Source organism: Caulobacter sp. UNC279MFTsu5.1 (genome assembly GCF_900114015.1).
Taxonomy (GTDB): Bacteria; Pseudomonadota; Alphaproteobacteria; order Caulobacterales; family Caulobacteraceae; genus Caulobacter.
On the sequence record NZ_FORN01000048.1, the window covers coordinates 19,274 to 45,359 of the forward strand.

The 26,086-nt window shown below is 70.4% G+C and carries 23 protein-coding genes; 15 read left to right on the forward strand and 8 right to left on the reverse strand.

Features of this window, described 5'->3' with window-relative positions; all coding sequences use genetic code 11:
* The first annotated feature begins 37 nt into the window (after nucleotides 1-37).
* The 9 genes from dusB to BM066_RS21375 all read left to right on the forward strand — a co-directional run bounded on the left by dusB (nucleotide 38) and on the right by BM066_RS21375 (nucleotide 10,924).
* Nucleotides 38-1,045 (forward strand): tRNA dihydrouridine synthase DusB, encoded by a 1,008-nt coding sequence (gene dusB / locus BM066_RS21335; protein WP_089930210.1) that lies wholly within the window; start codon nucleotides 38-40, stop codon nucleotides 1,043-1,045.
* Entirely contained in the window at nucleotides 1,042-2,172 is a 1,131-nt protein-coding gene (locus BM066_RS21340; RefSeq protein WP_089930211.1) for a two-component system sensor histidine kinase NtrB, read from the forward strand. The genes dusB and BM066_RS21340 overlap by 4 nt, the downstream gene beginning before the upstream one ends.
* Nucleotides 2,169-3,590 (forward strand): sigma 54-interacting transcriptional regulator, encoded by a 1,422-nt coding sequence (locus BM066_RS21345; RefSeq protein WP_089930212.1) that lies wholly within the window; start codon nucleotides 2,169-2,171, stop codon nucleotides 3,588-3,590. The genes BM066_RS21340 and BM066_RS21345 overlap by 4 nt, the downstream gene beginning before the upstream one ends.
* Before the next feature lie 137 nt (nucleotides 3,591-3,727).
* Nucleotides 3,728-5,971 (forward strand): sensor histidine kinase NtrY-like, encoded by a 2,244-nt coding sequence (locus BM066_RS21350; RefSeq protein WP_089930213.1) that lies wholly within the window; start codon nucleotides 3,728-3,730, stop codon nucleotides 5,969-5,971.
* Entirely contained in the window at nucleotides 5,968-7,356 is a 1,389-nt protein-coding gene (locus BM066_RS21355) for a nitrogen assimilation response regulator NtrX (RefSeq protein WP_089930214.1), read from the forward strand. Before BM066_RS21350 ends, BM066_RS21355 begins: the two co-directional genes overlap by 4 nt.
* A 178-nt stretch (nucleotides 7,357-7,534) precedes the next feature.
* Nucleotides 7,535-8,398: a D-amino-acid transaminase gene (locus tag BM066_RS21360; RefSeq protein ID WP_089930215.1), complete on the forward strand. Its 864-nt coding sequence runs from the start codon at nucleotides 7,535-7,537 to the stop codon at nucleotides 8,396-8,398.
* A gap of 136 nt (nucleotides 8,399-8,534) precedes the next feature.
* Nucleotides 8,535-8,783, forward strand: a complete 249-nt coding sequence (hfq, locus tag BM066_RS21365) for an RNA chaperone Hfq (RefSeq protein WP_012286640.1) — start codon at nucleotides 8,535-8,537, stop codon at nucleotides 8,781-8,783.
* Nucleotides 8,784-8,793: 10 nt separating this feature from the next.
* The gene (hflX, locus tag BM066_RS21370) at nucleotides 8,794-10,149 is read left to right on the forward strand and encodes a GTPase HflX (RefSeq protein WP_089930216.1); all 1,356 of its coding nucleotides are present in this window, start codon (nucleotides 8,794-8,796) and stop codon (nucleotides 10,147-10,149) included.
* Nucleotides 10,150-10,375: 226 nt separating this feature from the next.
* On the forward strand, nucleotides 10,376-10,924 hold the full coding sequence (locus tag BM066_RS21375) for a lysozyme (protein ID WP_177218521.1): 549 nt from the start codon (nucleotides 10,376-10,378) through the stop codon (nucleotides 10,922-10,924).
* Here the strand turns inward: BM066_RS21375 and BM066_RS21380 are convergent.
* Nucleotides 10,921-11,814 carry an SDR family oxidoreductase gene (locus BM066_RS21380; RefSeq protein WP_089930218.1) on the reverse strand — a complete coding sequence of 298 codons (894 nt, stop codon included), beginning with the start codon at nucleotides 11,812-11,814 and terminating at the stop codon, nucleotides 10,921-10,923. The two genes, BM066_RS21375 and BM066_RS21380, sit on opposite strands and share 4 nt — an antisense overlap.
* A 79-nt stretch (nucleotides 11,815-11,893) precedes the next feature.
* Here BM066_RS21380 and BM066_RS21385 point away from each other — a divergent pair, with 79 nt between their 5' ends.
* The gene (locus tag BM066_RS21385; protein WP_089930219.1) at nucleotides 11,894-12,736 is read left to right on the forward strand and encodes a helix-turn-helix transcriptional regulator; all 843 of its coding nucleotides are present in this window, start codon (nucleotides 11,894-11,896) and stop codon (nucleotides 12,734-12,736) included.
* Here BM066_RS21385 and mazG read toward each other — a convergent pair.
* The 7 genes from mazG to BM066_RS21420 form a co-directional block, all read right to left on the reverse strand.
* Entirely contained in the window at nucleotides 12,733-13,575 is an 843-nt protein-coding gene (mazG, locus tag BM066_RS21390) for a nucleoside triphosphate pyrophosphohydrolase (RefSeq protein WP_089930220.1), read from the reverse strand. The two genes, BM066_RS21385 and mazG, sit on opposite strands and share 4 nt — an antisense overlap.
* Entirely contained in the window at nucleotides 13,535-14,950 is a 1,416-nt protein-coding gene (locus tag BM066_RS21395) for an MFS transporter (protein ID WP_089930221.1), read from the reverse strand. Before BM066_RS21395 ends, mazG begins: the two co-directional genes overlap by 41 nt.
* A gap of 95 nt (nucleotides 14,951-15,045) precedes the next feature.
* A complete protein-coding gene (locus BM066_RS21400) occupies nucleotides 15,046-15,540 on the reverse strand; it encodes a DUF3313 domain-containing protein (RefSeq protein WP_089930222.1) in 495 nt (164 codons plus the stop codon).
* 14 nt (nucleotides 15,541-15,554) lie between these two features.
* Complete coding sequence (gene nhaA / locus BM066_RS21405) at nucleotides 15,555-16,748, reverse strand: Na+/H+ antiporter NhaA (RefSeq protein WP_089930223.1); 1,194 nt, start codon at nucleotides 16,746-16,748, stop codon at nucleotides 15,555-15,557.
* A 74-nt stretch (nucleotides 16,749-16,822) separates the two neighbouring features.
* Nucleotides 16,823-17,311, reverse strand: a complete 489-nt coding sequence (locus BM066_RS21410; protein ID WP_089930224.1) for a GNAT family N-acetyltransferase — start codon at nucleotides 17,309-17,311, stop codon at nucleotides 16,823-16,825.
* On the reverse strand, nucleotides 17,308-18,768 hold the full coding sequence (locus BM066_RS21415) for a cobyric acid synthase (protein WP_089930225.1): 1,461 nt from the start codon (nucleotides 18,766-18,768) through the stop codon (nucleotides 17,308-17,310). Before BM066_RS21415 ends, BM066_RS21410 begins: the two co-directional genes overlap by 4 nt.
* 48 nt (nucleotides 18,769-18,816) lie before the next feature.
* Nucleotides 18,817-19,212, reverse strand: a complete 396-nt coding sequence (locus BM066_RS21420; protein WP_089930226.1) for a winged helix-turn-helix transcriptional regulator — start codon at nucleotides 19,210-19,212, stop codon at nucleotides 18,817-18,819.
* A 77-nt stretch (nucleotides 19,213-19,289) separates the two neighbouring features.
* On the opposite strand from BM066_RS21420, the gene BM066_RS21425 reads away from it, so the two are divergent.
* From BM066_RS21425 to BM066_RS21445, 5 genes are all read left to right on the forward strand, one after another.
* Nucleotides 19,290-20,132 (forward strand): NAD(P)H-binding protein, encoded by an 843-nt coding sequence (locus BM066_RS21425; protein ID WP_177218522.1) that lies wholly within the window; start codon nucleotides 19,290-19,292, stop codon nucleotides 20,130-20,132.
* 145 nt (nucleotides 20,133-20,277) lie between these two features.
* Nucleotides 20,278-20,571 (forward strand): FAD assembly factor SdhE, encoded by a 294-nt coding sequence (locus BM066_RS21430; protein WP_089930228.1) that lies wholly within the window; start codon nucleotides 20,278-20,280, stop codon nucleotides 20,569-20,571.
* A 235-nt stretch (nucleotides 20,572-20,806) separates the two neighbouring features.
* Complete coding sequence (gene mfd / locus BM066_RS21435) at nucleotides 20,807-24,274, forward strand: transcription-repair coupling factor (RefSeq protein ID WP_089930229.1); 3,468 nt, start codon at nucleotides 20,807-20,809, stop codon at nucleotides 24,272-24,274.
* 84 nt (nucleotides 24,275-24,358) lie between these two features.
* Nucleotides 24,359-25,069, forward strand: a complete 711-nt coding sequence (locus BM066_RS21440) for an NIPSNAP family protein (RefSeq protein WP_089930230.1) — start codon at nucleotides 24,359-24,361, stop codon at nucleotides 25,067-25,069.
* Nucleotides 25,070-25,142: 73 nt separating this feature from the next.
* On the forward strand, nucleotides 25,143-25,535 hold the full coding sequence (locus tag BM066_RS21445; protein WP_089930231.1) for an SRPBCC family protein: 393 nt from the start codon (nucleotides 25,143-25,145) through the stop codon (nucleotides 25,533-25,535).
* Nucleotides 25,536-26,086 lie beyond the last annotated feature (551 nt).

A 26,086-nucleotide genomic window follows, 5' to 3' on the forward strand; every position in this document is an offset into this window, starting at 1 on the left:
AATTGCCTAAAAACAGTGCGGTGGGGATGCATAGAAAATGAGCAACAGTCTCGCTATCGGTAAGGTCGAAGTGCCAGGACGCGTATGGATCGCGCCGATGACCGGCGTTTCGGACCTGCCCTTCAGGGAAACCGCCACCCGCCTGGGCGCGGCCTATGTGGCGACCGAGATGGTGGCCTGCGCCGAGTTCGCGCGCGGTCGTCCCGACGTGGTGCGCCGCGCCGCGGTGGGCGACGGCCTGCCGCTGATGGTCGTCCAGCTGGTCGGCCGCGATCCCGGCTTCATGGCCCAGGGCGCGCGGATGGCCGCCGACGCCGGGGCCCAGATCATCGACCTGAACTTCGGCTGTCCCGCCAAGGAAGTCACCAAGGGCGCGGCCTCCGGCTCGGCCCTGATGCGCGAGCCCGACCTGGCCGAGGCCCTGGTCGCCGCCGCCGTCCAGGCCGTGGACGCGCCCGTCACCGTCAAGATGCGCCTGGGCTGGGACGACGACAGCCGCAACGCCGCCGAGATCGCCCGCCGGGCCGTCGACGCCGGCGCGCAGGCGATCACCGTCCACGGCCGCACCCGCTGCCAGTTCTACAAGGGCCAGGCCGACTGGGAGGCCGTCGCCGCCGTCAAGGCCGCGGTCGGCGTGCCGGTGCTGGTCAATGGCGACATCGTCGACGGCGACACCGCCCGGACGGCCCTGGAGCAGTCCGGCGCCGACGGGGTGATGATCGGGCGCGGCGTCTATGGCCGCCCGTGGATCGCCCAGGCCATCGAGGCGGCCCTGCAGGGCGAAGGCTTCCACGAGCCGGACGCCCGGGAGCGCCTGGCCATCGCCGTCACCCATTTCCGCCGCAGCCTGGACTTCTACGGCCGAAACCTGGGCCTGAAGATGTTCCGCAAGCACCTGGCGTCCTACATCGAGGCCGCGCCATGGCCGGCCGACGAGGCCGCGCGGCGCGCCGCCCGCGCGGCCCTGTGCCGGCTGGAGGATCCCGCCGCCATCGAGGACGGCCTGGCCGCCCTGTGGCTGGACGACCGGAGACTGGCCGCATGAGCGATCACGCCCGCATTTCACCGGCCAAGATCGCCGACAGCCTGAAGATCGCGGCCTTCGACCTCAGCCCCGAGCCGGCCCTGGTGGTCGATCGCGAGGGCGCGCTGGTGGCGGTCAACGAGGCGGCCGAGGCCCTGTTCGGCCAGGGCCTGTCGCTGCTGGCCCGCGGCAGGTTCCGCGCCGCCTTGCCGCCGGGCTCGGTGCTGGTCTCGATGATGGACCGCGCCCTGTTCGAGGGGGCCCTGGTCCGCGAGCACGGGGTCGAGGTCAATCTGTTCGGCCAGCCGCCGTTCGAGGCCGACGGCGCCGCCGCGCCGCTGGGCGACGGCTCGGTGCTGCTGACCCTGCATGTCAAGGGCGTGCTGGGCGTCGAGCGGGCCTCGGACGCCGCCGGCCTGCGCTCGGTGGTCGGCCTGGGCCGCATGCTGGCCCACGAGATCAAGAACCCGCTGGCCGGCATCCGCGGCGCGGCCCAGCTGCTGAAGACCGGCGCCAGCGCCGCCGACCAGCCCCTGGCCCAGCTGATCGTCGACGAGACCGACCGCATCCGTCGCCTGGTCGACCGCATGGAGGCCTTTTCCGACGACGTTCCGGGGCCGCGCGAGGCGGTCAACATCCACCAGGTGCTGGACCGCGTCCGAGCCCTGGTGGTCAACGGCGTCGCCGACGGCCTGGCGCTGCAGGAGCATTACGACCCGTCGCTGCCGGACGTCTGGGGCGACGAGGACCACCTGATCCAGGTGTTCCTGAACCTGGTCAAGAACGCCGCCGAGGCCGCCCATGCGCGCGGCGACGGTCAGGGCATCCTGTCGATCCACACCGCCTGGCGCCCCGGCGTCCGGGTGCGGGGCGCCGACGGCAAGGCCTCCGCCGGCGCGCCGATCGAGATCCGCGTGCAGGACAACGGCCCCGGCGTGCCGCCCAGCCTGCGCGACCACCTGTTCCAGCCGTTCGTCACCACCAAGGCCAACGGCACGGGCCTGGGCCTGGCCCTGGTCACCAAGCTGGTGACCAGCCACGGCGGCCTGATCGACTTCGACTCCGAGCCCGGCCGCACGGTGTTCCGCGTGCTGCTGCCGATGGCCACGGAAAAGCTTGCCCCCTCTACTGGAGACGCCCACGCATGAACGCCGCCAGCAAGAAGATCCTGATCGCCGACGACGACAGCTCGGTGCGGCTGGTGCTCAGCCAGGCCTTCACCCGGCTAGGGTATCAGGTGCGGGCGACGGGCAACGCCACCACCCTGCTGAAGTGGGTGATGGACGGCGAGGGCGACCTGGTGGTCACCGATGTGATGATGCCCGACGAGAACGTCTTCGACGTGCTGCCGCGCATCCGCAAGGAGCGGCCCAAGCTGCCGATCATCGTGATGAGCGCCCAGAACACCCTGCTGACGGCGGTCAACGCCGCCGACGCGGGCGCGTTCGAATACGTCTCCAAGCCCTTCGATCTCGACGACGTCACCGCCGCCGCGCGGCGGGCCCTGTCGCGGCCGGCCGACGCCGAGGCCTCCAAGGCCCAGGCCCGGGCCATGCGCGACGAGCGCCTGCCGCTGATCGGCCGCTCGGCTCCGATGCAGGAGGTCTATCGCACCATCGCCCGCCTGGTCGGCGCCGACCTGACGGTGCTGATTCTGGGCGAGAGCGGCACCGGCAAGGAGCTGGTGGCCCGCGCCCTGCACGAGCTGGGCCGCCGCCGCGACGGCAAGTTCGTGGTCATCAACCTGGCCGCCGTGCCGCGCGAGCGGGTCGAGACCGAGCTGTTCGGGCGCGGGGAGGGCGACCTGGGCCGCCTGATCGAGGCCGACGGCGGCACCCTGTTCCTGGACGAGATCGGCGACATGCCGCTGGACGCCCAGACGCGCCTGCTGCGGGTGATCGACGGCACCGAGCCGGTGCTCAATCCCAAGACCGGCCGCCGCCCCAACGTGCGGATCATCGCCGCCACCAATCGCGACCTGCGGGGCCTGATCCAGCAGGGCCTGTTCCGCGAGGACCTGTTCTTCCGCCTCAACGTCGCCCCGGTGCGCCTGCCGCCGCTGCGCGACCGCGCCGAGGACATCCCGGACCTGGCCCGCACCTTCCTGCTGCGCGCCAACCGCGAAGGCCTGCCGGCCAAGACCATCGACCAGAGCGCGCTGGACCGCATGAAGAGCCACGCCTGGCCCGGCAACGTGCGCGAGCTGGAGAACCTGATCCGGCGGATGTGCGCCCTCTACGCCGAGGAGCTGATCACCGCCCGGATCGTCGATCGCGAACTGCAGGACCACACCCCGGCCGCCCATGCCGACGAAGGTCCGGCCACCCTGGCCAGCCTGGTCGAGCGCCACCTGTCGTCGCACTTCGCCGACCAGCCCGACGGCGTGCCGGCCGCCGGCCTCTACGACCGGGTGCTGCAGGAGGTCGAGCGACCGCTGATCCAGCTGACCCTGTCGGCCACCCGCGGCAACCAGGTGCGGGCCGCCGAGATCCTGGGCCTCAACCGCAACACCCTGCGCAAGAAGATCCAGGACCTGGGCGTGGAGATGACGCGCGGCCGGCGCTAGTCGAACGGAGGCCGCTCATGCCACCTTCGCGGGATGAGCGGCTTCGTGTGCGCTTGAGCCCGACGCGGCTCGACCGCTGACGCTTAATTGGCACATACCTGTTGAGTTTGGGGCACAGTCCCCCTTAAACTTGGTCGATGGCGTCCGTTCCAACCGTGCTGGAGCTCGAAGGACCGCCGACCCGGTTCAGCCGGGCCTGGTGGCGCGAACTGCTGCGGTCGCGCTTCACGCTCGGCGGGGCCTACGGCCTGGCCATCGCCCTGACGGCCACGGCCGTCTTCCTGGCCTCGTCGCCGCCGGCCACCGGCCCGATCGGACCGGCGACCACGATCATCCTCGGCGTCCTGGGCTTCAATCTGGCCCTGATTCTCTGCATCGCCGGCATCGTCGGCTGGCGACTGCTGGACTTGGTCGACGCACGGGCCAGCGACGCCGGCGCGCGCCTGCACCTGCGGTTCGTGGGCCTGTTCTCGGTGGCCGCCGTGGCGCCCGCCGTGATCGTGGCCCTGTTCTTCGGCGTGCTGGTCAATCGCGGCGTCGACGCCTGGTTCAGCGAGCGCGTCCGCACCGTGGTGGAGAACTCGGCGACCGTGGCCCGGTCCTATGTCAGCGAGCAGACGACCTATATCAGCCAGCACGTCGGACCGATGGCCGGCACCCTGAACCAGGCCGCTCCGACCCTGGCCGATTCGCCGGTCGCCTTCGGCCACTTCCTGCGCAGCCTGGCCGACGACAACGGCTTCTCGGCCGCCTACGTGTTGGACCGGGACGGCCGGATCCTGGCCCGGGCCGAGAGCGACACGGCCCCGCCGTTCCTGGCGCCGCCGCCGTCGAGCTTCCGCCGGACGGATGACGGCGACATCACCTCGCAGCGCTTCGTCGACGAAGACCTGTTCCGGGCGCTCTATCGCCTGAAGGCCTTTCCCGACGCCTATCTCTATGTCGCCCGGCCGATCGACAAGGGCATCCTGGCCCACCTGATCGAGTCCGAGGAATCGCTGATCTCGTATCGCGAGGCGGCCAAGAACCAGGCCCGGATCCAGGTGATCTTCGGCCTCAGCTACATCGAGACCGCGCTCTTGGTGCTGGTCGCCGCCGTCTGGGTGGGCATCGCCGCCGCCAACTCGATCGCCGCCCCGGTCTCGGGCCTGGTGCAGGCGGCCGGCCGGGTGTCGGCGGGCGACCTGGACGCCCGGGTCGACGTCGAGATCGGGCCCGAGGAGATCCGAGCCCTGTCGATCGCCTTCAACATGATGACCACCGACCTGCAGGCCCAGCAGGCGGCCCTGCGGGTGGCCAGCCTCGACGCCGAATCGCGCCGCCAGTTCATCGAGACCGTGCTGTCGGGCGTCAGCGCCGGCGTGATCGGTCTGGACGTCGAGGGACGGATCACCGCTCTGAACCGCCGGGCCGGCGACCTGCTGGCCCTGGACGAGGGCGCCGTGGGCCAGCCCCTGGTCGAGGTGGCGCCGGAACTGGAGACCGTGATCCAGGAGATCAGCGGCGGCCGTCCCAACGCCGAGGTCGAGATCGACGTGATGCGCGGCGGCGAGACCCGGCGGCTGCGCTTCCGCGGCGCGGGCCAGGCGGCCGAGACCCTGGTGCTGACCTTCGACGACATCACCCGCCTGATGGCCGCCCAGCGCAACGCCGCCTGGAAGGACGTCGCCCGGCGCATCGCCCACGAGATCAAGAACCCGCTGACCCCGATCCAGCTGTCGGCCGAACGGATCCGCCGCAAGTACCGCAAGGACATCACCGGCGACCTGGACACCTTCGACCGCTGCACCGAGACCATCATCCGCCAGGTCGGCGACATCGGCCGGATGGTCGACGAATTCTCGGCCTTCGCCCGCATGCCGGCCCCACGCTTCGCCCCCGCCGACCTGGCCGAGATGCTGCGCCAGGCGGTGTTCGCCCAGCGCTTCGTCGACACCGAGACCGAGGTGGCGCTGGAAGAGCCCGCCGAGGACGTCTGGATCAGCTGCGACGCGCAGATGGTCGGCCAGGCCCTGACCAACGTCCTCAAGAACGCCGGCGAGGCGGTCGGCGCGCGCCGCCAGGTCTCGCCGGAGCCCCCGGGCCGCATCGTCGCCAGCCTGGTGTCGGACGACGAGCACCTGTGCATCGTGGTCGAGGACAACGGCGTGGGCCTGCCGACCCGCGACCGCGACCGGCTGACCGAACCCTATGTCACGACCCGCGAGAAGGGCACCGGCCTCGGGCTGGCGATCGTCAAGCGGATCATGGAGGACCATGAAGGCGAACTGGTCCTGACCGACGCGCTGAACGGAACCGGCGCCCGGGTCATCCTGAAGTTCCCCACGACCGCGCGGCTCGCCGCCGCCAACGCCCAGACCGGCGTAGAGGAGATGATATGAGCGCAGACGTGCTTGTGGTCGACGACGAGGTCGACATCCGCGAACTGGTGGCCGGCATCCTGGAGGATGAAGGCTATGCGGTGCGGGTGGCGGCCGACTCCGACCAGGCGCTGGCGGCCCTGCGGGCCCGTAAGCCCGCCCTGCTGGTGCTGGACATCTGGATGCAGGGCGGCGGCATGGACGGGCTGGAGCTGCTCGACATGGTCAAGGGGTTGGACCCCGACCTGCCGGTGATCATGATCTCGGGCCACGGCAACATCGAGACCGCGGTCAGCGCCATCAAGCGCGGGGCCTACGAGTTCCTGGAAAAGCCGTTCAAGTCCGACCGGCTGCTGCTGGTGGTCGAGCGGGCCCTGGAGGCGGCCAACCTCAAGCGCGAGAACCGCCGCCTGAGGGTGCAGAGCTTCAGCTCCGACGGCCTGATGGGCAAGTCGGCGGCGGCCCAGGCCCTGCGCCAGCTGATCGCCAAGGTCGCCCCGGCCAACAGCCGGGTTCTGGTCTCCGGTCCGCCCGGCTCGGGCAAGGAGCTGGTGGCCCGGCTGATCCACGGCTCCAGCAGCCGCTCGCGCAACGAGTTCGTGGCGGTCAGCGCCGCGGGCATGGCCCCCGAGCGCCTGGACGTCGAGCTGTTCGGCGAGGAAGGCGAGGGCGGTCGCCCGCGCAAGATCGGCGTGTTCGAACGGGCCCACGGCGGCACCCTCTATCTGGACGAGGTGGCCGACATGCCGCGCGAGACCCAGAGCCGCATCCTGCGGGTCCTGGTCGAGCAGCGCTTCCGCCGGGTGGGCGGCGACAGCGACGTCCAGGTCGACGTGCGGGTGATCTCGTCGACCTCGCGCGAACTGCGCGACGAGATCGCCGCCGGCCGGTTCCGGGAGGACCTGTTCCACCGTCTGAACGTGGTGCCGGTCCGCGTGCCGGGGCTGTCCGAGCGGCGCGAGGACATCCCCGAACTGATCAGCTATTTCGTCGACCGCGTGTGCGAGGCCACCGGCCTGCAGCGGCGGCGGCTGGGCGAGGACGCCCTGGCGACCCTGCAGGTGCAGGCCTGGCCGGGCAATGTCCGCCAGCTGCGCAACAACGTCGAGCGCATGCTGATCCTGGCCTCGGGCGAGCCGGGCGACCTGATCACCGCCGAAATGCTCAACGCCAACGACCAGCCGACCGGCGGCAACGCCGGGGCGATCGGGGCCGAGCGGATCATCGCCCTACCGCTGCGCGAGGCCCGCGAGCTGTTCGAGCGCGAGTACCTCAACGCCCAGATCCTGAGGTTCGGCGGCAACATCTCGCGCACGGCCAACTTCATCGGCATGGAGCGCTCGGCCCTGCACCGAAAACTCAAATCCCTCGGCGTCGCGGGCGCCCGGGTGGAAGAGGAAGAATAACCCCAAAATCCGCTCATCCCGGCGAACGCCGGGACCCAGATCCGATAGCGGTGTGGCTGATTGGAGGAGCTCGGCGCTCTTGGCGTCAGCCTCAAAGCCATTCCATCTGGGTCCCGGCGTTCGCCGGGATGAGCGGATCAAACTGAGAGCGCGAGAGACCGCGCAGAGGATCTGAACAATGTCGCGTTTCGCCTACGTCAACGGCCGGTTCGTGCGCCACGGCGAGGCCGCCGTGCATATCGAGGACCGGGGCTATCAGCTGGCCGACGGAGTGTACGAGGTGTGGGCGGTGTTCGGCGGCAAGCTGGCCGATGCGCAAGGCCACTTCACCCGCCTGTGGCGCAGCCTGGACGAGCTGAAGATCGCCCATCCGATGGGCGAGAAGGCCCTGACCGTGGTGCTGCGCGAGGCCATCCGTCGCAACCGGGTGCGCGAGGGCCTGGTCTATCTGCAGGTCTCCCGCGGCGTCGCCCCGCGCGACCACGCCTTTCCCAATCCCGCCGTGCCGCCCGCCGTGGTGATCACCGCCAAGTCGGTGGACCGGGCCGCCGCCGAGGCCAAGGCCGCCAAGGGCCAGGCCGTGGTCACCGTGCCGGAGACCCGCTGGGGCCGCTGCGACATCAAGTCGATCGGCCTGCTGCCCAACGCCCTGGCCAAGCAGATCGCCCGCGAGCGCGGCGCGGTCGAGGCCTGGTTCGTCGACGAGATGGGCCTGGTCACCGAAGGCGCCTCGTCCAACGCCTGGATCGTCGACGCCGAAGGCCGCCTGCGCACCCGCGACACCCAGGCCAACATCCTGCGCGGCATCACGCGCTCGTCCCTGCTGGAGGTGATCGCGCAGGCCGGACTTCCCGTGGCCGAGCAGCCGTTCACGGTCGAGGAGGCCAAGGCCGCGAAAGAGGCCTTCATCACCGGCGCCGGCACGCTGGTCCTGCCGATCGTCAGCGTCGACGGCGCGCAAATCGGCGATGGAAAGCCCGGACCGGTGGCGACACGGCTCCGGCGTCTCTATATCGAGCGCGCCAAGGCCGCCGCGATCTAGGTCGGAAGACCGGCTTTCGGAAGATTGGCGCAGTTTCTTTGCCGATTGGTCATACCAACCGGCGAAAAATGCTTTAGTCTGAACTTGTTTGTGTGGGGGGCGTGTGGCCCTCCGAAACAATAAGAGGGGAATCCCCATGTCGACCGAGAAAAAACAAAACCTTCAGGACACCTTCCTGAACAGCGTGCGCAAGTCGAAGACGCCGCTGACCATCTTCCTGGTGAACGGCGTGAAGCTGCAGGGCGTTGTCAGCTGGTTCGACAATTTCTGCGTCCTGCTCCGCCGCGACGGCCAGTCCCAGCTGGTCTACAAGCACGCCATTTCGACGATCATGCCGGCTCAGCCCGTGCAGCTGTACGAGCCGAGCGCTGATCAAGACGATTGATTCCTAGCGTTTGACCAAATCCACTTCCAAGTCCATCGACCACGCCGCGCCGATCTTCAGGGCGTTCGTGATCCATCCCGTGCGCCCGACGCGCGGCCAGTCGGCCCTTGAGGCGCGTGATCCCAAGGCGCGCCTCGAGGAGGCCGTCGGCCTGGCCGTGGCCCTCGATCTCGAAGTCGTCGAGACCACGATCGCGCCCCTGCGCGTGGTCGCGCCCGCCACCCTGTTCGGCAAGGGCAAGATCGAGGAGTTCGCCGCCCTCTGCGAGGTCGAGAAGATCGACGTCGCGGTGTTCGACGACCAGCTGACCCCGGTCCAGCAGCGCAACCTGGAACGGGCCCTGAACGTCAAGGTCGTCGACCGCACGGGGCTGATCCTGGAGATCTTCGCCCGCCGGGCCCGCACCCGCGAGGGCAAGCTGCAGGTCGAGCTGGCGCGGCTGGACTACGAGCGCTCGCGCCTGGTCCGCACCTGGACCCACTTGGAGCGCCAGCGCGGCGGCACGGGCAATACGGGCGGTCCCGGCGAAACCCAGATCGAACTGGACCGCCGCCTGATCGCCGGCACGATCGGCAAGCTCAAGCGCGAGCTGGAGGAGGTGCGGCGCACCCGCACCCTGCACCGCAGCGCCCGCAAGAAGGTCCCGTATCCGACCGTGGCCCTGGTGGGCTACACCAACGCCGGCAAGTCGACCCTGTTCAACCGCCTGACCAACGCCACGGTCGTGGCCCAGGACATGCTGTTCGCGACGCTGGACCCGACCCTGCGCACGGTGAAGCTGCCCGACGGCCGGCCGGCGATCCTGTCCGACACCGTCGGCTTCATCTCCGACCTGCCGCACGAGCTGGTCGAGGCCTTCCGCGCCACCTTGGAGGAGGTGCAGGAGGCCGACGTGGTGCTGCACGTGCGCGACGTGGCCAATCCCGACACCGATTCCCAGGCCCGCGACGTCCAGAAGGTGCTGACCGAGCTGAAGGTCCTCTCCGAAGACGGCGAGGAGACCGACGGCAAGACGATGATCGAGGTCTGGAACAAGATCGACCTGGTCGAGGGCGAGGCCCGCGAGATCCTCGAAGGCCAGGCCCGCCGCCTGGGCGCGTCAGTGGTCTCGGCCGTCACCGGCGAGGGCTGCGCCGAACTGCTCAAGCGGGTCGGCGGCCTGATCGACGACACGCCGCCGGTCGCCGTGCGCCTGGCGGCCTCGGACGGCGAGGCCCTGGCCTGGATCTATCGCAACGGCCGGGTCGAGACCCGCGAGGACGAGGCCGAGGGCGGCGTGCGCCTGATCGCCCGCCTCGACGCCCAGGCCCTGGGCCGGTTCGAGCGGCAGTTTCCCGACGTCTGGGTGATGGCGACGGGGGACTAAAAGCTACGTTCAACTCCCGTTGTCATCCCGGAAGCCCCGCCGGGGCTGTCCGGGATCCAGGGGACTGGGCAGAAGCGGTGCGCCTCACCTGGATCCCGGACAGCGCTCCGCGCTTCCGGGATGACAACCGAAGAACGGTGGAGCCTTTTCGAGTTCGCCACCGATCCTCGGGCTTGCTGGCTTCGCGCTTTCGATGAACTCTGCTCCACACAAGCGGAGCGCGAGCATGGCCAACGATCTCTGGGACGGCGCGACGGTGCCGACCGCCGCGACCACCGTCGTCAAGCGGGTGGAGGGCTTCTTCGCCCATCCCTACGACGACAACGGGGCGTTGCCGGGCGGCACCTGGACCATCGGCTACGGCACGATCCGCGACGCGGCCGGCAAGCCCGTGACTCCGTCGACCCCGGCCATCACCGAGGCCCAGGCGGTCAAGCTGCTGATGCGCGACATGAAGCGCGCGGCCCAGGACGTGCACACCCGCGTCCGCACCCCGTTGCTGGTCCACGAGGCCGCGGCCCTGATCTCGTGGACCTACAATCTCGGCGACGGGGCGCTGCGCGCCTCGACGATGCTGCGCAAGCTGAACGCCGGCGAGAAGACCGCCGTGCCCGACGAGATGCGCCGCTGGATCAACCAGGGCGGCAAGCCGCTGGTCGGCCTGCTGCGCCGCCGCTGGGCCGAGGCGGCGATCTTCATCGGCAAGGACCCGGTCAACGCCTGCGTCCGGGCGTGGCGCGAGATCGACAGCCTGGACGACTGGCCGGCGTTCTAGCCCGCGCCCGGCGGGTCGAAATAGCCGGCCCCTTCGATATCGGCGATCAGGCCGGCCTCGACGGGCTCCCAGCCCAGGACCTGGCGCGTCCAGGCGCTGGAGGTGGCCGCGTCCATGCCGGCGAACATCGCGAACCAGCCGAAGTGTTCGGGCGGCCGGCTTTCGACCGGCAGGCCGAGCCCACGGCCGATGGCGGCGGCGATCTCCCTGAACGGCACGCCTTCCTCGGCCACGGCGTGGTAGCGCTCGCCGCCGGCTCCGCGCTCGACGGCCAGGCGATAGACCTTGGCGGCGTCGCGGCGATGGACGCCCGACCAGCGGTTCTGGCCGTCGCCCGGATAGGCCGACACGCCCGTCCGGCGGGCGATGTCGATCAGCAGCGGCACGAAGCCATGATCGCCCGCGCCGTGGGTGGACGGCGCCAGCCGCACGACCGAGGCGCGGACGCCCCTGTCCAGAAGGCCCGCGGCGGTCGCTTCCGAGACGCGGGGATAGCCGTCAACGCCTTCCTTGGGCAGGTCGGTCTCCAGCGCCAGCCGGCCGGGCGCCAGCCGCGCCGTGCCCGAGGTGACCAGCAACGACTTGCTCGAACCTTCCAGCCCCGCGCCCAGGGCCTCTATGGCCCGGCGATCCAGATCGCAGTTCTCGGCGAAGCGCGAGAAGTCGTGGTTGAAGGCGGTGTGGATCACCGCGTCGGCCGAAGCGGCGGCGCGAGCCAGGCCGTCCTGGTCCTCCAGGTCGCCGTGCACGGCCTGGGCGCCCGCCGCCTCCAGCGCCTGGGCGCCGCTCCGCGACCGAACCAATCCCAGCACCTGATGGCCATGGGCGACCAATTCCTGAACGACGGCCGATCCGACGAAGCCGGTCGCGCCGGTGACGAAAACACGCATGGAAACACTCCAGGACTTTGATCGGCCCATTTCAGCGTCTAGAGTTATCCTGTTAAAGTTGGGACCTTATACCGGTATAATGACTACCTCCCTCACGCCGCCCGCCGAGGCGCGTCTCGGCGCCTACCTTCGTGACCGCCGCGGCCGGCTGGACGCCTCGGCCCTGGGCTTTGGCGGGCCGCGTCGCCGCACGCCCGGCCTGCGCCGCGAGGAGGTGGCCCAGCGGGCCAATATCAGCGCCACGTGGTACACTTGGCTGGAGCAGGGGCGGGGCGGGGCGCCGTCCGGCGACGTGCTGGACCGCATCGCCCGAGCCCTGCTGCTGACCGACATCGAGCGCGAACACCTGTTCCTGCTGGGCCTGGGGCGGCCGCCCGAGGTCCGCTACCGGCGGTCGGAGGGCGTGACGCCTCGGCTGCAGCGGGTGCTGGACGCGCTCGACCCGATCCCCGCCATGATCAAGACCGCCACATGGGACGTGGTGGCCTGGAATCGCGCGGCCACGGTGGTGCTGGCCGACTACGCCGCCTTGCCGCTGGAGGAGCGCAACATCCTGCGGCGGATCTTCCTGGATCCGGCGGTGCGCGCCGCCAACCCCGACTGGGACGGCGTGGCGCGCTTCGTGACGGCGGCGTTCCGCGCCGACGTGGCCCGCGCCGGCGCCGACGGCGATCCGGCGGTCGCGGCCCTGGTCGAGGAGCTGCGGGCCCGCAGTCCGGAATTCTCGCGCCTGTGGGCCGACAACGACGTCAGCCACTACGGCGAGGGCCTCAAGCGCCTGCGCCATCCGACGGCCGGGCCGCTGGCGTTCGAATATTCGGCCTTCGCGGTCGACGGCCGACCCGACCTGGGCATGATCGTCTACAATCCGGCGACGGCGGAGGACGCCGCTAGGGTGAGGGCGCTGGTCGAGGCGCTCTAGGCGGTCTTCTCGGCCGCCTTGGCCGCGTTCCACAGGCCGTCCATCTCGGCCAGGTCCGATTGGTCGGGCGTGCGGCCGTCCTTGGCCAGCTCGGCCTCGATGAAGGCGAAGCGGCGCACGAACTTGGCGTTGGTGGCGCGCAGGGCGTCCTCGGGCTCGACGTCCAGCTTGCGGGCCAGGTTGGCGACCACGAACAGCAGGTCGCCCAGCTCCTCGCGGGCCTTGGCCTTGTCGCCGGCGGCGATCTCGACCTTCAGCTCGGCGACCTCCTCGGCCAGCTTGTCCAGCACCTCGTCGGTCGAGGGCCAGTCGAAGCCGACCCGGGCGGCGCGCTTGGTCAGCTTGACGGCGCGGGTCATGGCCGGAAGGCCAGCGGGCACGTCGTCCAGCACGCCGCCCTTCTTCTTGGCCTGGCGCTCCTGGGCCTTCAGCGCCTCCCAGCCGGCGGTCTGGGCGTCCTGGTTCTCGTAAGAATGGTCGCCGAACACATGCGGGTGGCGGCGGACCATCTTGTCGTTGATCGCCGAGGCCACGCCGGCCAGGTCGAACACGCCGCGTTCCTCCGCCATGCGCGAATGGAACACCACCTGCAGCAGCAGGTCGCCCAGTTCCTCCTTCAGGTCCGCGAGATCGCCCCGCTCGATGGCGTCGGCGACCTCGTAGGCCTCCTCGACGGTGTAGGGCGCGACGGTGGCGAAGGTCTGCTCCAGGTCCCACGGGCAGCCGCCGTCGGGATCGCGCAACCTGGCCATGATGTCGATCAGGGTGAAGAGCGGATGCTGATCCTTCTCGCGAGGATCATTCAGCGGCGGGGTTTGGAGCGGCGAGGGGGGCGACATGCGGTTCCGGGGTCGGGCTGGGGAGGGGCTCGGCCGCGTCCCGTTCGTCGAGCTGACGGCGGATCTCGGCATGGGCGGTCGCGTCCAGCGGATAGCGCAGGATGACCGCGCACACCAGCAGGCCCAGCACCGCCGGGGCCACGGCGTACATGGCGATCAGGGCGGTGTCGCCCTGGACGCTGGGGACCTTGGGATCGAACCCCAGCCAGGACAGCAGCAGGAAGACGCCGATCGCCAGGGCGTAGCCCAGCTTCACCGTGCCGTTGACGACGGCGTACAGCAGACCGGTGCGGTCGACGCCGCTGGCCAGCCGCTCCTCGTCGCCGATGTCGGCCATCATCGAGCGCACCAGCAGCGGGGCGGCCGAATAGGGCAGGCCGGCCAGGACCAGTATGCCCATGCCGACGACGGTCGGCGCGTTGAAGCCGAATCCGCCCTGGTTGCCGGGGGTGAAGACCGAGGCGATCTGGACGGCCGCATAGACCACCGAGGCGATGGCCAGGGCCTTGTGCTTGCCGACCTTCCGGGCCAGGGCCGGCCAGACCGGCGACCCCAGCAGGGCGGCGACGAAATAGACCAGCAGCAGGACGCCGGCCGAGGCCTTGTCGAAGCCCTTGATGCGCTCGAAGAAGAAGAAGAACAGCGCCCCGGCGACGCCCGGCGCCAGGCCCATCAACAGGTCGGCGATCAGGAGCTTCTGCACCGAGGGCCGCTGGATCAGGCCCAGATACTGCTTGAGGCCCGCCTCGTGTCTGACCGGGGGCACATTGGTCTCGCCGACCACGCCGATGGCCAGCAGGAAGGTCAGCGGCAGCAGGACGATGATGAACCAGCCCATGGCGTGGATGCCGGCGGCGTGGTCGCCCTTGAAGACGATCGACAGGAGCGGCGGCAGCAGCAGCACCAGGATCATGCCGACCACGTTGCCCGCCTGCCACCAGCCGTAGATCCGCGAGCGCTGCTGGTAGTCCGGCGACAGCACCGCGCCCCAGGCCGTGTGCGACAGCACAGCCATGGAATAGCCGGCGTAGCAGACGACGAGCGCGGCCCAAAGATAGACGGGACTGACCCCGGGGCGGGCCATGAACAGGGCGTAGGCGGCGATCATCAGCACCGGGGCGGCGGCCGCCAGCCAGGGCCTGAACCGGCCGAGCCGGGTGCGGGTGCGGTCCATGACCCCGCCCAGGATCGGGTCCAGGACGATGTCGGCCAGCCGCACCAGCAGGAAGGCCGCGCCCACCACCGACAGGGAAAGGCCCAGGTCGCTGACATAGTATTCCGGCAGATAGACCACCAGCGGCAGGCCCAGCGCCGCCAGGGGCAGGCAGGGCGCGGCGAAGGCCGCCAGGGTCCAGGATGAGCGCCGTCCGGTCATGCGTTCCTCGCCGAGCGCGGGTTGTCCCCGCCTTCATGAACGGTGATCAGACGCCGTGTCGCGGCGGCTGGCAAGGGCCGTCGGAAACGCGGGTTTCAGCGCTTGTCGCTGAACTGGTCCTTGACCAGACGATCGGCGAGGCGGTCGAAGGCGTCCTCCGCGTCATGCCAGGTCGAGCCGTAGCGGGCCCAGCGGATGTCGGTTTCCCACCAGGCGTAGGCGATCGGCGTGCTCTTGCCGGTCGGATCGACATAGCGGCCGCTGATCCGCGCCCCGCCCACCCCGAAGCTTTGATAGGACAGGCCCGGCGTATTGCCCAGCTGCTGCGGCGTCGGGTGGTTGGGCTTGGCCTCCTCGATCACCAGTTCGAGAGTCCCGCCGCCCGGCCTGGGCGGCAGCCGGCGTTCGACCGCGCGCTGCAGCTCGCTGGACAGGATGTCGAGGTCCCGCTGGCCCAGGTCGTCGGCCTTCTCGGCCAGTTTCGGGCCGATGGAGACCTTGACCTCCGAAACGGCCGGGGCGGCGAGGGCGGACTGGGCCGCACCCAGCAGGAGGAGGGCGGAGACGGTGGAGACAAGAGCGGCGCGCATGATGGGCTCCCGGATCAGGCTTGGCTTGGAATGTGGGGATCCCGCTGGCGCGACGCCAGGCTGAAGGCCAGCCAGCCCAGCAGCGCCGATAGCAGCGAGCCGGCCAGCACGCCGATCTTGGTCTCGTCCTGCAGGAGGGGCGCGTCGAAGGCCAGGTTGTTGATGAACAGGCTCATGGTGAAGCCGATGCCGCACAGGGCCGAAACGCCGAACAGTTGGGTCCACGACGCGCCGCCGGGCCGCTGGGCCCAGCCCAGCTTGATCGCCGCCAGGCAGAACAGCCCCACGCCGATCGGCTTGCCCAGGAACAGGCCCAGGGTCGCGCCCAGGGTGGCGGGCGCGACCAGCTGGGCCAGGCCCACCCGGCCCAGGGCGACGCCGGCGTTGGCGAAGCCGAACACCGGAACGACCAGATAGGCCACCCAGGGATTAAGCCCGTGCTCCAGCCTGTGCAGCGGCGAATGCTCGTCGTCGGGGCGCGCGGGCGACTTGGTGATCGGAATGGTCATGGCCAGGATCACCCCCGCCAGGGTGGCGTGCACGCCGGACTTCAGGAAGAAGAACCAAAGTCCAGCACCGACAAGCAGATAGGGCCAGATCTTCATCACCTTCAGGCGATTCATCGCCACCAGGACGGCCAGGGTCACGGCCGCGCCGCCCAGCGCCCAGAGGGTCAGGTGATCGGTGTAGAAGACGGCGATGATCAGGATCGCGCCCAGGTCGTCGATGATCGCCAGGGCGGCCAGGAAGATCTTCAGCGAGCCGGGCACGCGCGACCCCAGCAGCGACAGCACGCCCAGGGCGAAGGCGATGTCGGTGGCCGCCGGAATGGCCCAGCCGCGCAGGTTGGCCGGGGCCTGCAGATTGACCGCCACATAGATCAGGGCCGGGACGATCATCCCGCCCAGGGCCGCCACGCCGGGCAGCACGCGCCGCGACCAGCTGGACAGCTCGCCGTCGACCGTCTCGCGCTTGATCTCCAGCCCGACCAGCAGGAAGAACACCGCCATCAGGCCGTCATTGACCCAATGGGCGATGCTGAGGCCGGCGACGTAGATGTGCAGGATATGGAAGTAGCCGTCCGCCAGCGGCGAATTGGCGACGACCAGCGCCAGGGCGGCCGAGCCCATCAGCAGCAACCCGCCGGCGGATTCGCTGCGCAGGAAGTCGCGGATGGCGGAGAGCGGCCGGGGGCGGGCGGTCGTCATGCGGCTGGGCCTTGCGATGGAATCGTCTGGCGCATCTTGACCGGCTCAACGCCCGGCGCCAGCGAAACCCGATCTCAACCGCGTTCCCGGCGGGCGCGCCAAGCGTCCAGCGGCGACGTCATCACCACCAGGTCCATGCCCGGCGCGAAGCCGTCCGGCGTATGGGCGGTCTCGACGAAGCCGTAGCGCGCGAAGAACCCCCGGCTGTGCTGGGTGGTCTTGATCTCCACGGTCTGGAACACCGGATCGGCGGCGATCCGGTCCAGGCGCTCGGCCAGCAGGCGTTCGCCCAGCCGGCGGCCGTGCAGGTCGCCGCGGACCATGCCCCAGCAGAGGGCGGCGACGGACGGGGCGTCGAGCTTGCGGGCGTAGCCGCCGCAGCCCAGCGCCTCGCCGTCCAGCGTCTCCAGCACGAAGTAGGGGCCGGGCAGGTCGTCCACGAAGGCCAGGAAATCGGCCTTCTCGACCACGGCGAAGTAGCGGGGCGTATTGCTGTCGAACAGCGCCTCGCCAAGCGCGCGATCCTCGGCGCGCCAGGAACGCAGGCGAACCGTCCCGCTCATAGGCCGGCGATCCGCGCGATCGCTCCGATGTCCAGCGAGCGCTCCAGCATGGCGGCGATCTCGTCCAGCGCCGCGTCGACCGTCGCCGCGTGGTCGCGCGGCGTGATCGCCAGGCCCAGCGGGGCCAGCAGGGCCGCGCGCGCCTCGCCGCGCTCGAACAGACCGTGGACATAGGCCCCGGCCACCCGGCCGTCGGCCGAGACCGCGCCGTCGACTGGCCCGCCGTCCAGCGCCAGCATCGGCCGCGCCGCGCCGGGTCCGGTCGTGCGGCCGATGTGCATCTCGTAGCCGGCGAAGGCCGCGTCGCCGTCCAGCAGCCGCCCCGACACGGCCCGCAGCACCTTGTCGCCCAGCAGCACGGTCTCGACGTCCAGCAGGCCCAGGCCCGGCGCCGAACCCGGCGCGCCCTCGATCCCTTCCGGGTCCGACACCACGCGCCCCAGCATCTGGTAGCCGCCGCAGACGCCCAGCACCCGGCCGCCGCGCCGCACATGGGCCAGGATGTCGATGTCCCAGCCCTGGGCGCGCAGGAAGGCGAGATCCGCCAAGGTGGCCTTGGTCCCAGGCAGGATCACCAGGTCGGCGTCGCCGGGTACGGGCGTCCCGGGCGGCAGGAAGGCGAAGTCGATGTCCGGATCGGCCCGCAGCGGGTCGAACTCGTCGAAATTGGCGATCCGCGACAGCATCGGCGCGACAATCCGCACTCGCCTGTCGCCGTCGGCGCGGGTCGGACGCTCCAGCACCACGGCGTCCTCGGCGGGCAGGGCGCGGGCCGGGGCCAGCCACGGCGCCATGCCCAGGTCCGGCCAGCCGGTGCGGGCGACGATCTCGCGGCGACCGTCGTCGAACAGCGAAGGATCGCCGCGGAACTTGTTGATGATGAAGCCCTTGATGCGGTCGCGATCACCTAAGTCCAGCACCAGGTGCGCCCCGGCCAGGGCGGCGATCACGTGGCCGCGGTCGATGTCGCCGACCAGGGCGACGGGCACGTCGGCGGCGTGGGCGAAACCCATATTGGCGATGTCGCCGGCCCGCAGATTGGTCTCGGCCGGACTGCCGGCCCCCTCGACCAGCACTAGGTCGGCCTCGGCGGCCAGCAGGCGATAGCTCTCGACCGTGGTCGCCAGCAGGTCGGGCTTGAGACCCTGGAACGCCCGGGCCTTGTAGGCCCCGACCACCTTGCCCCGCACCACCACCTGGGCCCCGACGTCGCTCTGGGGCTTGAGCAGCACCGGGTTCATGTGGACCGTCGGCGGCGTGCGGCAGGCAATGGCCTGCAGGGCCTGGGCCCGGCCGATCTCGCCGCCGTCGGCGGTGACCGCGGCGTTGTTGGACATGTTCTGCGGCTTGAACGGCCGCACGATCAGTCCCCGATTGGCGAACAGCCGGCACAGGCCCGCCACCAGGGTCGACTTGCCCACGTCGGAACCGCAGCCCTGGATCATCAGCGACGCCATGGCCCGCGCCTATAGGGCTGGCCCGCCGGGGTCAATGCGCGGCGTGGCTCAGGCCTCGATCGCTCGCGAAACCCGTCGCGCCTCATCCTGGCGCGCCCGCAGCCGCGCGCCGAACGCGCCGAGCTCGCGAAACACCGGCAGCATGGTCTCGCCCAGCGGCGACAGCCCATAGGTCGCTCCGCCCTTGTCGAAAGCGCGGACGACCAGGCCGGATTGCTCCAGTTCGCGCAGGTTGCGGGTCAGTTCCTTGGCGCTGATCCCGGGCGCCGCGCGCAGCAGGGCGTTGAAGCGCTGCTCGCCCCCCAGGAAGAGGGCGCGCAGCAGCAGCATCTTCCATCGCCCGCTGACGGTGTGGATCGCCTGCTCCAGCGGACAATCCCGGGCCGCATCGGGCACGCCGAACCGCGGGTCACGAGGCCCCGCAACGATGGCCAGGTCGGTCATGCGGTTACCTCGCGGTGCGTTGAGGGGACGGGGCGGGCGGTCGATATCGGCGTCATGCAACAGATATGGGATCGATCATGAGCGACACTATCCTGGTCACGGGGGCGACCGGCAAAACAGGGCGGCGGCTGGCGGCGGCCTTGAAGGAAAAGAACGTCGATGTCCGCGCCGCCAGCCGGCGCCCGTCCGCGGACCACCTCGTTTTCGATTGGCAGGACCCGTCGACCCATGCGGCGGCGGTGGAGGGCGTCGACGCCATCTATCTCGTCCCTCCGGCGATGGTCGAGGATCCCGCGCCCCTCGTGGCGCCGTTCCTCGCCGCCGCCCGCCGCGCAGGCGTGCGCGGGGTGGTGTTGGTCTCCTCGATGGGTGCTGGCTTTCCCTCCGAGCCGCCTGGAAGCGGGCGCCGCAAACTGGAGGCCCTGGTCGCCGACAGCGGCCTGGGATGGACGATCCTGCGTCCGTCGAGCTTCATGCAGAACTTCTCCGAGGGGTTCCTGCTGCCGGCCGTGCGCGGCGGCGCGATCCCCAATCCGGCCGGCGACGGCAAGGCGGCGATGGTGGACGCCATCGACATCGCGGCGGTCGCCGCGGCGGTGCTGACGGACGGCGCGCGCCACGCCGGGCAGGTCCATGACGTGACCGGTCCGTCGCCGATCAGCTTCGCCGAGATCGCAGGGGTCATTACCGAGGAAGCCGGCCGTCCGGTGGCCGTCCGCCCGACCACCTCGCCCCAGTTCCTGGCGATGCTGGAAGGGGCCGGCGTTCCGTCCGACTACGCCGCCATGTTGCTGCGCGACCAGGAGGCGATCCGCGACGGCGCGGCCGCGGCCGTCGCCGACACCGTCCAACGCCTGGCCGGGCGTCCGGCGCGGCCGTTCGCCGACTATGCCGCCGAGGCGGCGGGCGCCTGGCGCTGAAGGCCGCTTACGAGCGAAACCCTGTCGGCTCGGGCGCGCATCGCGCCCGAGCCCGATCGGCGTGAAGGACGCCGGTTCGACGGGACGGCCGGTCGATCATCCACGGGTAGCGCGCCGGGGCCGGGCGCTCTATATCCCCGGTCACATGACCATCGATCACGACTCCCGCCTCCGGCGGCTGAAGTTCCGGGCCTGGCATCGCGGATTTCGAGAAGCGGACCTCATTCTGGGGCCGTTCGCGGACACCCATGGCCCGAACCTGACTCCCGAACAGCTCGATACCTTCGAAACGCTGATGGAGGAGTCCGATCGCGAGATCTACGCCTGGATCGTCGGCCAGGAGCCGACTCCGGCCCGGTTCGACACCGATGTCCTGAACCTGATCAAGACCTTCCGCTACGAAGCTCATGCGTCGCGGCCGGTGGGGGATGGGGCCTGAGATACGCCACATAAAATCCGCTCATCCCGGCGAACGCCGGGACCCAGATCCCAAAGCTGGGTGGCTGATTGGACAGGCTCAGCGCTTTTGGCGTCAGCCACACCGTCATTCCATCTGGGTCCCGGCGTTCGCCGGGATGAGCGGAACTAGAAAACGATCGAGACCCAGGACCTTGTCCTGAGCAACAGCATCAACACCGGCGGCGTTGTCGCTGACCTGTCCTTGAAGAGTTTCCATGGCCTACGACGCCAAACAGATCGCCAAGGCCTCGGGAGGCCTGACCCTGGCCGGCGCGCCGGAGGGCTTCGACGCCCTGGTCATGGCCGACATCGCCCGCGCGCGCGGCGGCCTGACCGCCTTCGTCGCCCGCGACACCGCCCGGGCCAGCGCCTTCATCGACGCCCTGAAGTTCTTCGCGCCCGAGATCGAGGCGGTGCTGTTCCCGTCCTGGGACTGCCTGCCCTACGACCGCATCGGCCCGTCGGCCGGAGTGGCGGCCGTCCGCATGGCCACCCTGCACCGCCTGGCCGAGGGCCTGGGCCAGGACAAGCCGGCCATGCTGGTCACCGCCGCGCCGGCCCTGCTGCAGCGCGTGCCGGAGAAGTCGGTCCTGCTGCGCGCCAGCTATTCAGCCAAGGTCGGCAACAGCGTCGATGTGGCGGACCTGGAGCGTTATTTCGCGATCAACGGCTACAGCCGCGCGTCGACGGTGTCCGAGCGGGGCGAGTTCGCCATCCGCGGCGGCGTCATCGACGTCTTCCCGCCGGCCGCCGAGGAGCCGGTGCGCCTGGACCTGTTCGGCGACACCCTGGAGAGCATCCGCGCCTTCGATCCCGAGACCCAGCGCTCGACCCGGCAGCTGCGCGAGATCCAGCTGCTGCCGGTCAGCGAAGCCCTGCTCGACAAGGACGGCGTCTCGCGGTTCCGCGCGGGCTACATCCGCCAGTTCGGGGCGCCCGGCGATGATCCGCTGTACGCCACGGTCAGCGAGGGCGGCCGCCGCGCCGGCCTGGAGCATTGGCTGCCGCTGTTCTACGAGCGGATGGCGACCCTGTTCGACTATTTGCCGGACGGCGCCCTGCTGGGCGTCGATCACCAGGTCACGGAAAGCCGCGACGAGCGCCTGGCGATGATCGCCGACGCCTACGACGCCCGCGCCTCGGCCGACCGCAAGTCGGCCTACCGCCCGCTGGCGCCCGACGCCCTGTACCTGACCGCCCGGGAATGGGACCAGGCGGTCGAGGACCGTCCCAACCGCAAGTTCACGCCGTTCCAGCCGCAGGGGCTGGACGTGGTCGACCTGGGCGCCAAGCTGGGCCGCGCCTTCGCCGCCGAGCGAGCCCAGGACAGCGTCAACCTGTTCGAAGCCACCGCCGACCACGCCCGGACGCTGGCCGAGCAGGGGAAACGCGTGCTGTTCGCCTCGTGGTCGGAGGGCTCGTCCGAGCGCCTGGGGACCATGCTGGCCGACCACGGCCTGAAGAAGATCCCCTACGCCGCCTACTGGCAGGCGGCCAAGGCCAACGATCCCAAGACCCCGCAGCGGGTGGTCCTGCCGCTGGACCACGGTTTCGAGACCGAGAACCTGGCGGTCATTTCCGAGACCGACATCCTGGGCGACCGCCTGGCCCGGCCGCGCAAGAAGCGCCGCGCCGCCAACTTCCTGGCCGAGGCCAGCGCCCTGACGCCGGGCGACCTGGTCGTCCATATCGACCACGGCATCGGCCGCTACGAGGGCCTCAAGACCCTGGACGTCCAGGGCGCGCCGCACGACTGCCTGGACCTGCTGTACGGCGGCGAGGCCAAGCTGTACCTGCCGGTCGAGAACATCGACCTGTTGACCCGCTACGGGACCGACGGCGAGAACGTCCAGCTGGACAAGCTGGGCGGCGCGGCCTGGCAGGGGCGCAAGGCCAAGGCGAAGGAGCGGCTGCGGGTCATGGCCGAGGGCCTGATCCAGATCGCCGCCGCCCGCCAGCTGAAGTCGGTGGAGGAGACCGACCCGCCGCACGGGGTGTTCGACGAGTTCTGCGCCCGCTTCCCCTACGAGGAGACCGACGACCAGCTGTCGGCCATCGCCGACGTGCTGGAGGACCTCTCCTCGGGCAAGCCGATGGACCGGCTGATCTGCGGCGACGTCGGCTTCGGCAAGACCGAGGTGGCCCTGCGCGCCGCCTTCGTGGTGGCGATGAGCGGCAAGCAGGTGGCCGTGGTCTGCCCGACCACGCTGCTGGCCCGCCAGCACTACAAGACCTTCAAGGACCGCTTCCAGGGCTGGCCGGTCAAGGTCACCCGCCTGTCGCGCCTGGTCACCGGCAAGGAGGCGGCCGAGACCCGCGAGGGCCTGGCCAACGGCCAGTTCGAGATCGTGGTCGGCACCCACGCCATCCTGTCCAAGCAGGTGTCGTTCAAGGACCTGGGCCTGGTCATCGTCGACGAGGAGCAGCACTTCGGGGTCAAGCACAAGGAGAAGCTGAAGGAGCTTCGCGCCGACGTGCACATGCTGACCCTGACCGCCACGCCGATCCCGCGCACCCTGCAGATGGCGCTCAGCGGCATCCGGGAGATGTCGATCATCGCCACCCCGCCGGTCGACCGCCTGGCGGTGCGCACCTACATCAGCCCGTTCGATCCGGTGTCCCTGCGCGAGGCCCTGCTGCGCGAGAAGTATCGCGGCGGCCAGGCCTATTACGTGGTGCCGCGCATCAAGGACCTGGAGGACATCGAGAAGTTCCTCCGCACCCAGGTGCCCGAGGTCAAGTACGTGGTCGGGCATGGGCAGATGGCCCCGACCCAGCTGGAAGACGTGATGACCGCCTTCTACGAGGGCCAGTACGACGTGCTTCTTGCGACCACGATCGTGGAAAGCGGGCTGGACATCCCCTCGGCCAACACCCTGGTCGTCCACCGCGCCGACATGTTCGGCCTGGCCCAGCTTTACCAGATCCGCGGCCGGGTGGGCCGGTCCAAGGCCCGGGCCTACGCCTATCTGACCACGCCGGCCGAGAAGCAGATCACCCTGTCGGCCGAGAAGCGCCTGAAGGTGCTGCAGTCGCTGGACAGTCTCGGCGCCGGCTTCCAGCTGGCCAGCCACGACCTGGACCAGCGCGGCGGCGGCAACCTGCTGGGCGACGAGCAGAGCGGCCACATCAAGGAGATCGGCGTGGAGCTCTACCAGCAGATGCTAGAGGACGCCGTCGCCGAGCTGCGCGAACGCCAGGGGGCCGAGGCCCTGCTGGAGGACCGGGGCTGGTCGCCGCAGATCAACACCGGCGCGGCCGTGATGATCCCCGACGACTACGTGCCTGACCTGAACGTGCGCTTGTCCCTCTACCGCCGCCTGTCCGAGGCTGAGAAAGCCGCCGACCGCGAGGCCCTGGCCGCCGAGCTGATCGACCGCTTCGGCCCGCTGCCGCCCGAGACCGACAGCCTGCTCAAGGTGGTGGCCATCAAGGGCCTGTGCCGCGAGGCCAATGTCGCCAAGATCGACGTCGGCCCCAAGGGCGCGGTGGCCAGCTTCCGCAACGACGTCTACGCCAACCCCCTGGCCCTGATGCAGTTCGTGGCCAAGAACAACGTCGTCTGGAAGGTGCGCCCCGACCAGAAGGTGGTGGTCAAGGGCGAGTGGGACACCCCGGCCCAGCGGCTGGACGCGGCCGAGAAGATCCTGGCCCAGCTGGTGACGCTGGCCAAGGCGGCGTGATCCCAGGGCTGGTCTGGCGGTAGCTGACAGCGGATGTCAGCAGGCTGACCTTAGATCCTCGCCGCCACAGCGAAGGGGACCGCCATGACCGCCCAGACCGTGATCGAGCTGCGCCAGTACCGGATGAAACCGGGCCGCCGCGACGACCTGATCGCCCTTTTCGAGCGCGAGTTCGTCGAGAGCCAGGAGGCCCATGGCATGAGCCTGCTGGGCCAGTTCCGCGACCTGGACGCGCCCGGCCACTTCGTCTGGATGCGCGGCTTCGAGAGCATGCCCGCGCGCAAGGCGGCGCTGGAGGGGTTCTATGGCGGGCCGGTCTGGCAGGCCCATCGCCAGGCCGCCAACGCCACGCTGGACGACAATGACGACGTCCTGCTGCTGAAGCCGCCGGTCGCCGCCGCGCGCCTCGACCTGCCGCCGCGCCGGCCCGACGGCGCGGACCTGGGGCCGGCCTCCCTGATCGGCCTGGCGATCCAGGCCCTGGACGGTCCGCCGCCCGCCGACCTCGCCGCCCGGTTCGAAGGCGAGGTCCGGCCCGCCCTCGAGGCGGCCGGCGCCGCGGTCCTGGGCTGGATGGTCACCGAGGCCGCCGAGAACAGCTTTCCCCGGCTGCCGGTGCGCGAGGGCGAGCCTGTGCTGGTATGGATCGGCCGCTTCGCCGACGCCGAGGCCCACGCCGAGCACCTGGTCCGCGCCGAGCGGGCGGGCCTGGGCGACGGCTTCGGCCTGGCGTCGAAGCGCGGGGTGATCCAGCGCCTGCGCCTGGCGCCCACGGCGCGGTCGCGGCTGCGATGACCGGGTCCGGATCCCGCCAGCCAGGCCGGCGCGAACTTGCCAGGATCGGGGAAACCGCGAGAGGAGATTTCCCATGGCCACGATCACCAAGTCCGTCGATGTCGCCCTGGCGCCGGGTCCGGTCTGGGACGCCGTGCGCGACTGGGGCCACGTCCACCAGCGGCTTTGCCCCGGGGTCCTGACCGATTGCCAGGTGGAGGAGGGGGCGCGGACCGTCACCTTCGCCAATGGCCTGGTCGCCCGCGAGCTGATCGTCACCGTCGACGACGGGACCCGCCGCCTGGTCTGGTCGGTGGTCGGCAGCGCGCTGCTGACCCACCACAACGGCGCGATGCAGGTGCTGGCGCAAGGGCAGGGCGGCCGCATCGTCTGGACCGCCGACATCCTGCCGCACGACGCCGCCGAGCGGGTGGCGGGCTTCATGGACCTGGGCTGCGCGGCGATGAAGACGACGCTGGAGGGGTGAAGCCGAGGACGCGCGCTCACGCCCGCGCGTCAGCCGATTTGCAGGGCGGTCCATGAGTGCGCGTCCCCGGTTGGGCGTCCATCCTCGGCGGATAGCCAACAGAGTTCAGCAATTTCAGAGGCTTGAACTTTCTCGACCCCGATCTGTCCTCACCCTCTCAGACCGGCCGCATACTGCTTGCACCTGAAGGCACGGGGAGGGCGCACGTACGGCGACCGATGCGGCCTTCGGGGGTGGACGAGCGGGAAGGCTTGTCCGTCATGTCTCCGCGGAGACGTCCCAGGTCGGTTCGGAGCAGGTTCGCCTTGGTCGCGACGAAACTCCGGCGCCGGGATAGGCGGATCGAGCCAGCAGGCCTGGGCTGAAATCGCCCAAGCGGTCCGGGGCGCGCCAACACCCCGCCCGTCGGGGGCCTCCATCGGAGCGGGTTAAAAATCCGCGATCCGAAGGCTTCCGGATAACGGCTCCACGCGAAGCGCCTGACTTCGTCGAAACGGTACTTACAACTGCAAACCATCCGGGCGAGGCCCGGGCGCTTCGCACCCTTCCCA

Coding starts and splice junctions, on each gene's coding strand:
- dusB (WP_089930210.1), top strand. CDS start 38: ATGAGCAACAGTCTCGCTATCGGTAAGGTCGAAGTGCCAGGACGCGTA.
- BM066_RS21340 (WP_089930211.1), top strand. CDS start 1,042: ATGAGCGATCACGCCCGCATTTCACCGGCCAAGATCGCCGACAGCCTG.
- BM066_RS21345 (WP_089930212.1), top strand. CDS start 2,169: ATGAACGCCGCCAGCAAGAAGATCCTGATCGCCGACGACGACAGCTCG.
- BM066_RS21350 (WP_089930213.1), top strand. CDS start 3,728: ATGGCGTCCGTTCCAACCGTGCTGGAGCTCGAAGGACCGCCGACCCGG.
- BM066_RS21355 (WP_089930214.1), top strand. CDS start 5,968: ATGAGCGCAGACGTGCTTGTGGTCGACGACGAGGTCGACATCCGCGAA.
- BM066_RS21360 (WP_089930215.1), top strand. CDS start 7,535: ATGTCGCGTTTCGCCTACGTCAACGGCCGGTTCGTGCGCCACGGCGAG.
- hfq (WP_012286640.1), top strand. CDS start 8,535: ATGTCGACCGAGAAAAAACAAAACCTTCAGGACACCTTCCTGAACAGC.
- BM066_RS21375 (WP_177218521.1), top strand. CDS start 10,376: ATGGCCAACGATCTCTGGGACGGCGCGACGGTGCCGACCGCCGCGACC.
- BM066_RS21380 (WP_089930218.1), bottom strand. CDS start 11,814: ATGCGTGTTTTCGTCACCGGCGCGACCGGCTTCGTCGGATCGGCCGTC.
- BM066_RS21385 (WP_089930219.1), top strand. CDS start 11,894: ATGACTACCTCCCTCACGCCGCCCGCCGAGGCGCGTCTCGGCGCCTAC.
- mazG (WP_089930220.1), bottom strand. CDS start 13,575: ATGTCGCCCCCCTCGCCGCTCCAAACCCCGCCGCTGAATGATCCTCGC.
- BM066_RS21395 (WP_089930221.1), bottom strand. CDS start 14,950: ATGACCGGACGGCGCTCATCCTGGACCCTGGCGGCCTTCGCCGCGCCC.
- BM066_RS21400 (WP_089930222.1), bottom strand. CDS start 15,540: ATGCGCGCCGCTCTTGTCTCCACCGTCTCCGCCCTCCTCCTGCTGGGT.
- nhaA (WP_089930223.1), bottom strand. CDS start 16,748: ATGACGACCGCCCGCCCCCGGCCGCTCTCCGCCATCCGCGACTTCCTG.
- BM066_RS21410 (WP_089930224.1), bottom strand. CDS start 17,311: ATGAGCGGGACGGTTCGCCTGCGTTCCTGGCGCGCCGAGGATCGCGCG.
- BM066_RS21415 (WP_089930225.1), bottom strand. CDS start 18,768: ATGGCGTCGCTGATGATCCAGGGCTGCGGTTCCGACGTGGGCAAGTCG.
- BM066_RS21420 (WP_089930226.1), bottom strand. CDS start 19,212: ATGACCGACCTGGCCATCGTTGCGGGGCCTCGTGACCCGCGGTTCGGC.
- BM066_RS21425 (WP_177218522.1), top strand. CDS start 19,290: ATGAGCGACACTATCCTGGTCACGGGGGCGACCGGCAAAACAGGGCGG.
- BM066_RS21430 (WP_089930228.1), top strand. CDS start 20,278: ATGACCATCGATCACGACTCCCGCCTCCGGCGGCTGAAGTTCCGGGCC.
- mfd (WP_089930229.1), top strand. CDS start 20,807: ATGGCCTACGACGCCAAACAGATCGCCAAGGCCTCGGGAGGCCTGACC.
- BM066_RS21440 (WP_089930230.1), top strand. CDS start 24,359: ATGACCGCCCAGACCGTGATCGAGCTGCGCCAGTACCGGATGAAACCG.
- BM066_RS21445 (WP_089930231.1), top strand. CDS start 25,143: ATGGCCACGATCACCAAGTCCGTCGATGTCGCCCTGGCGCCGGGTCCG.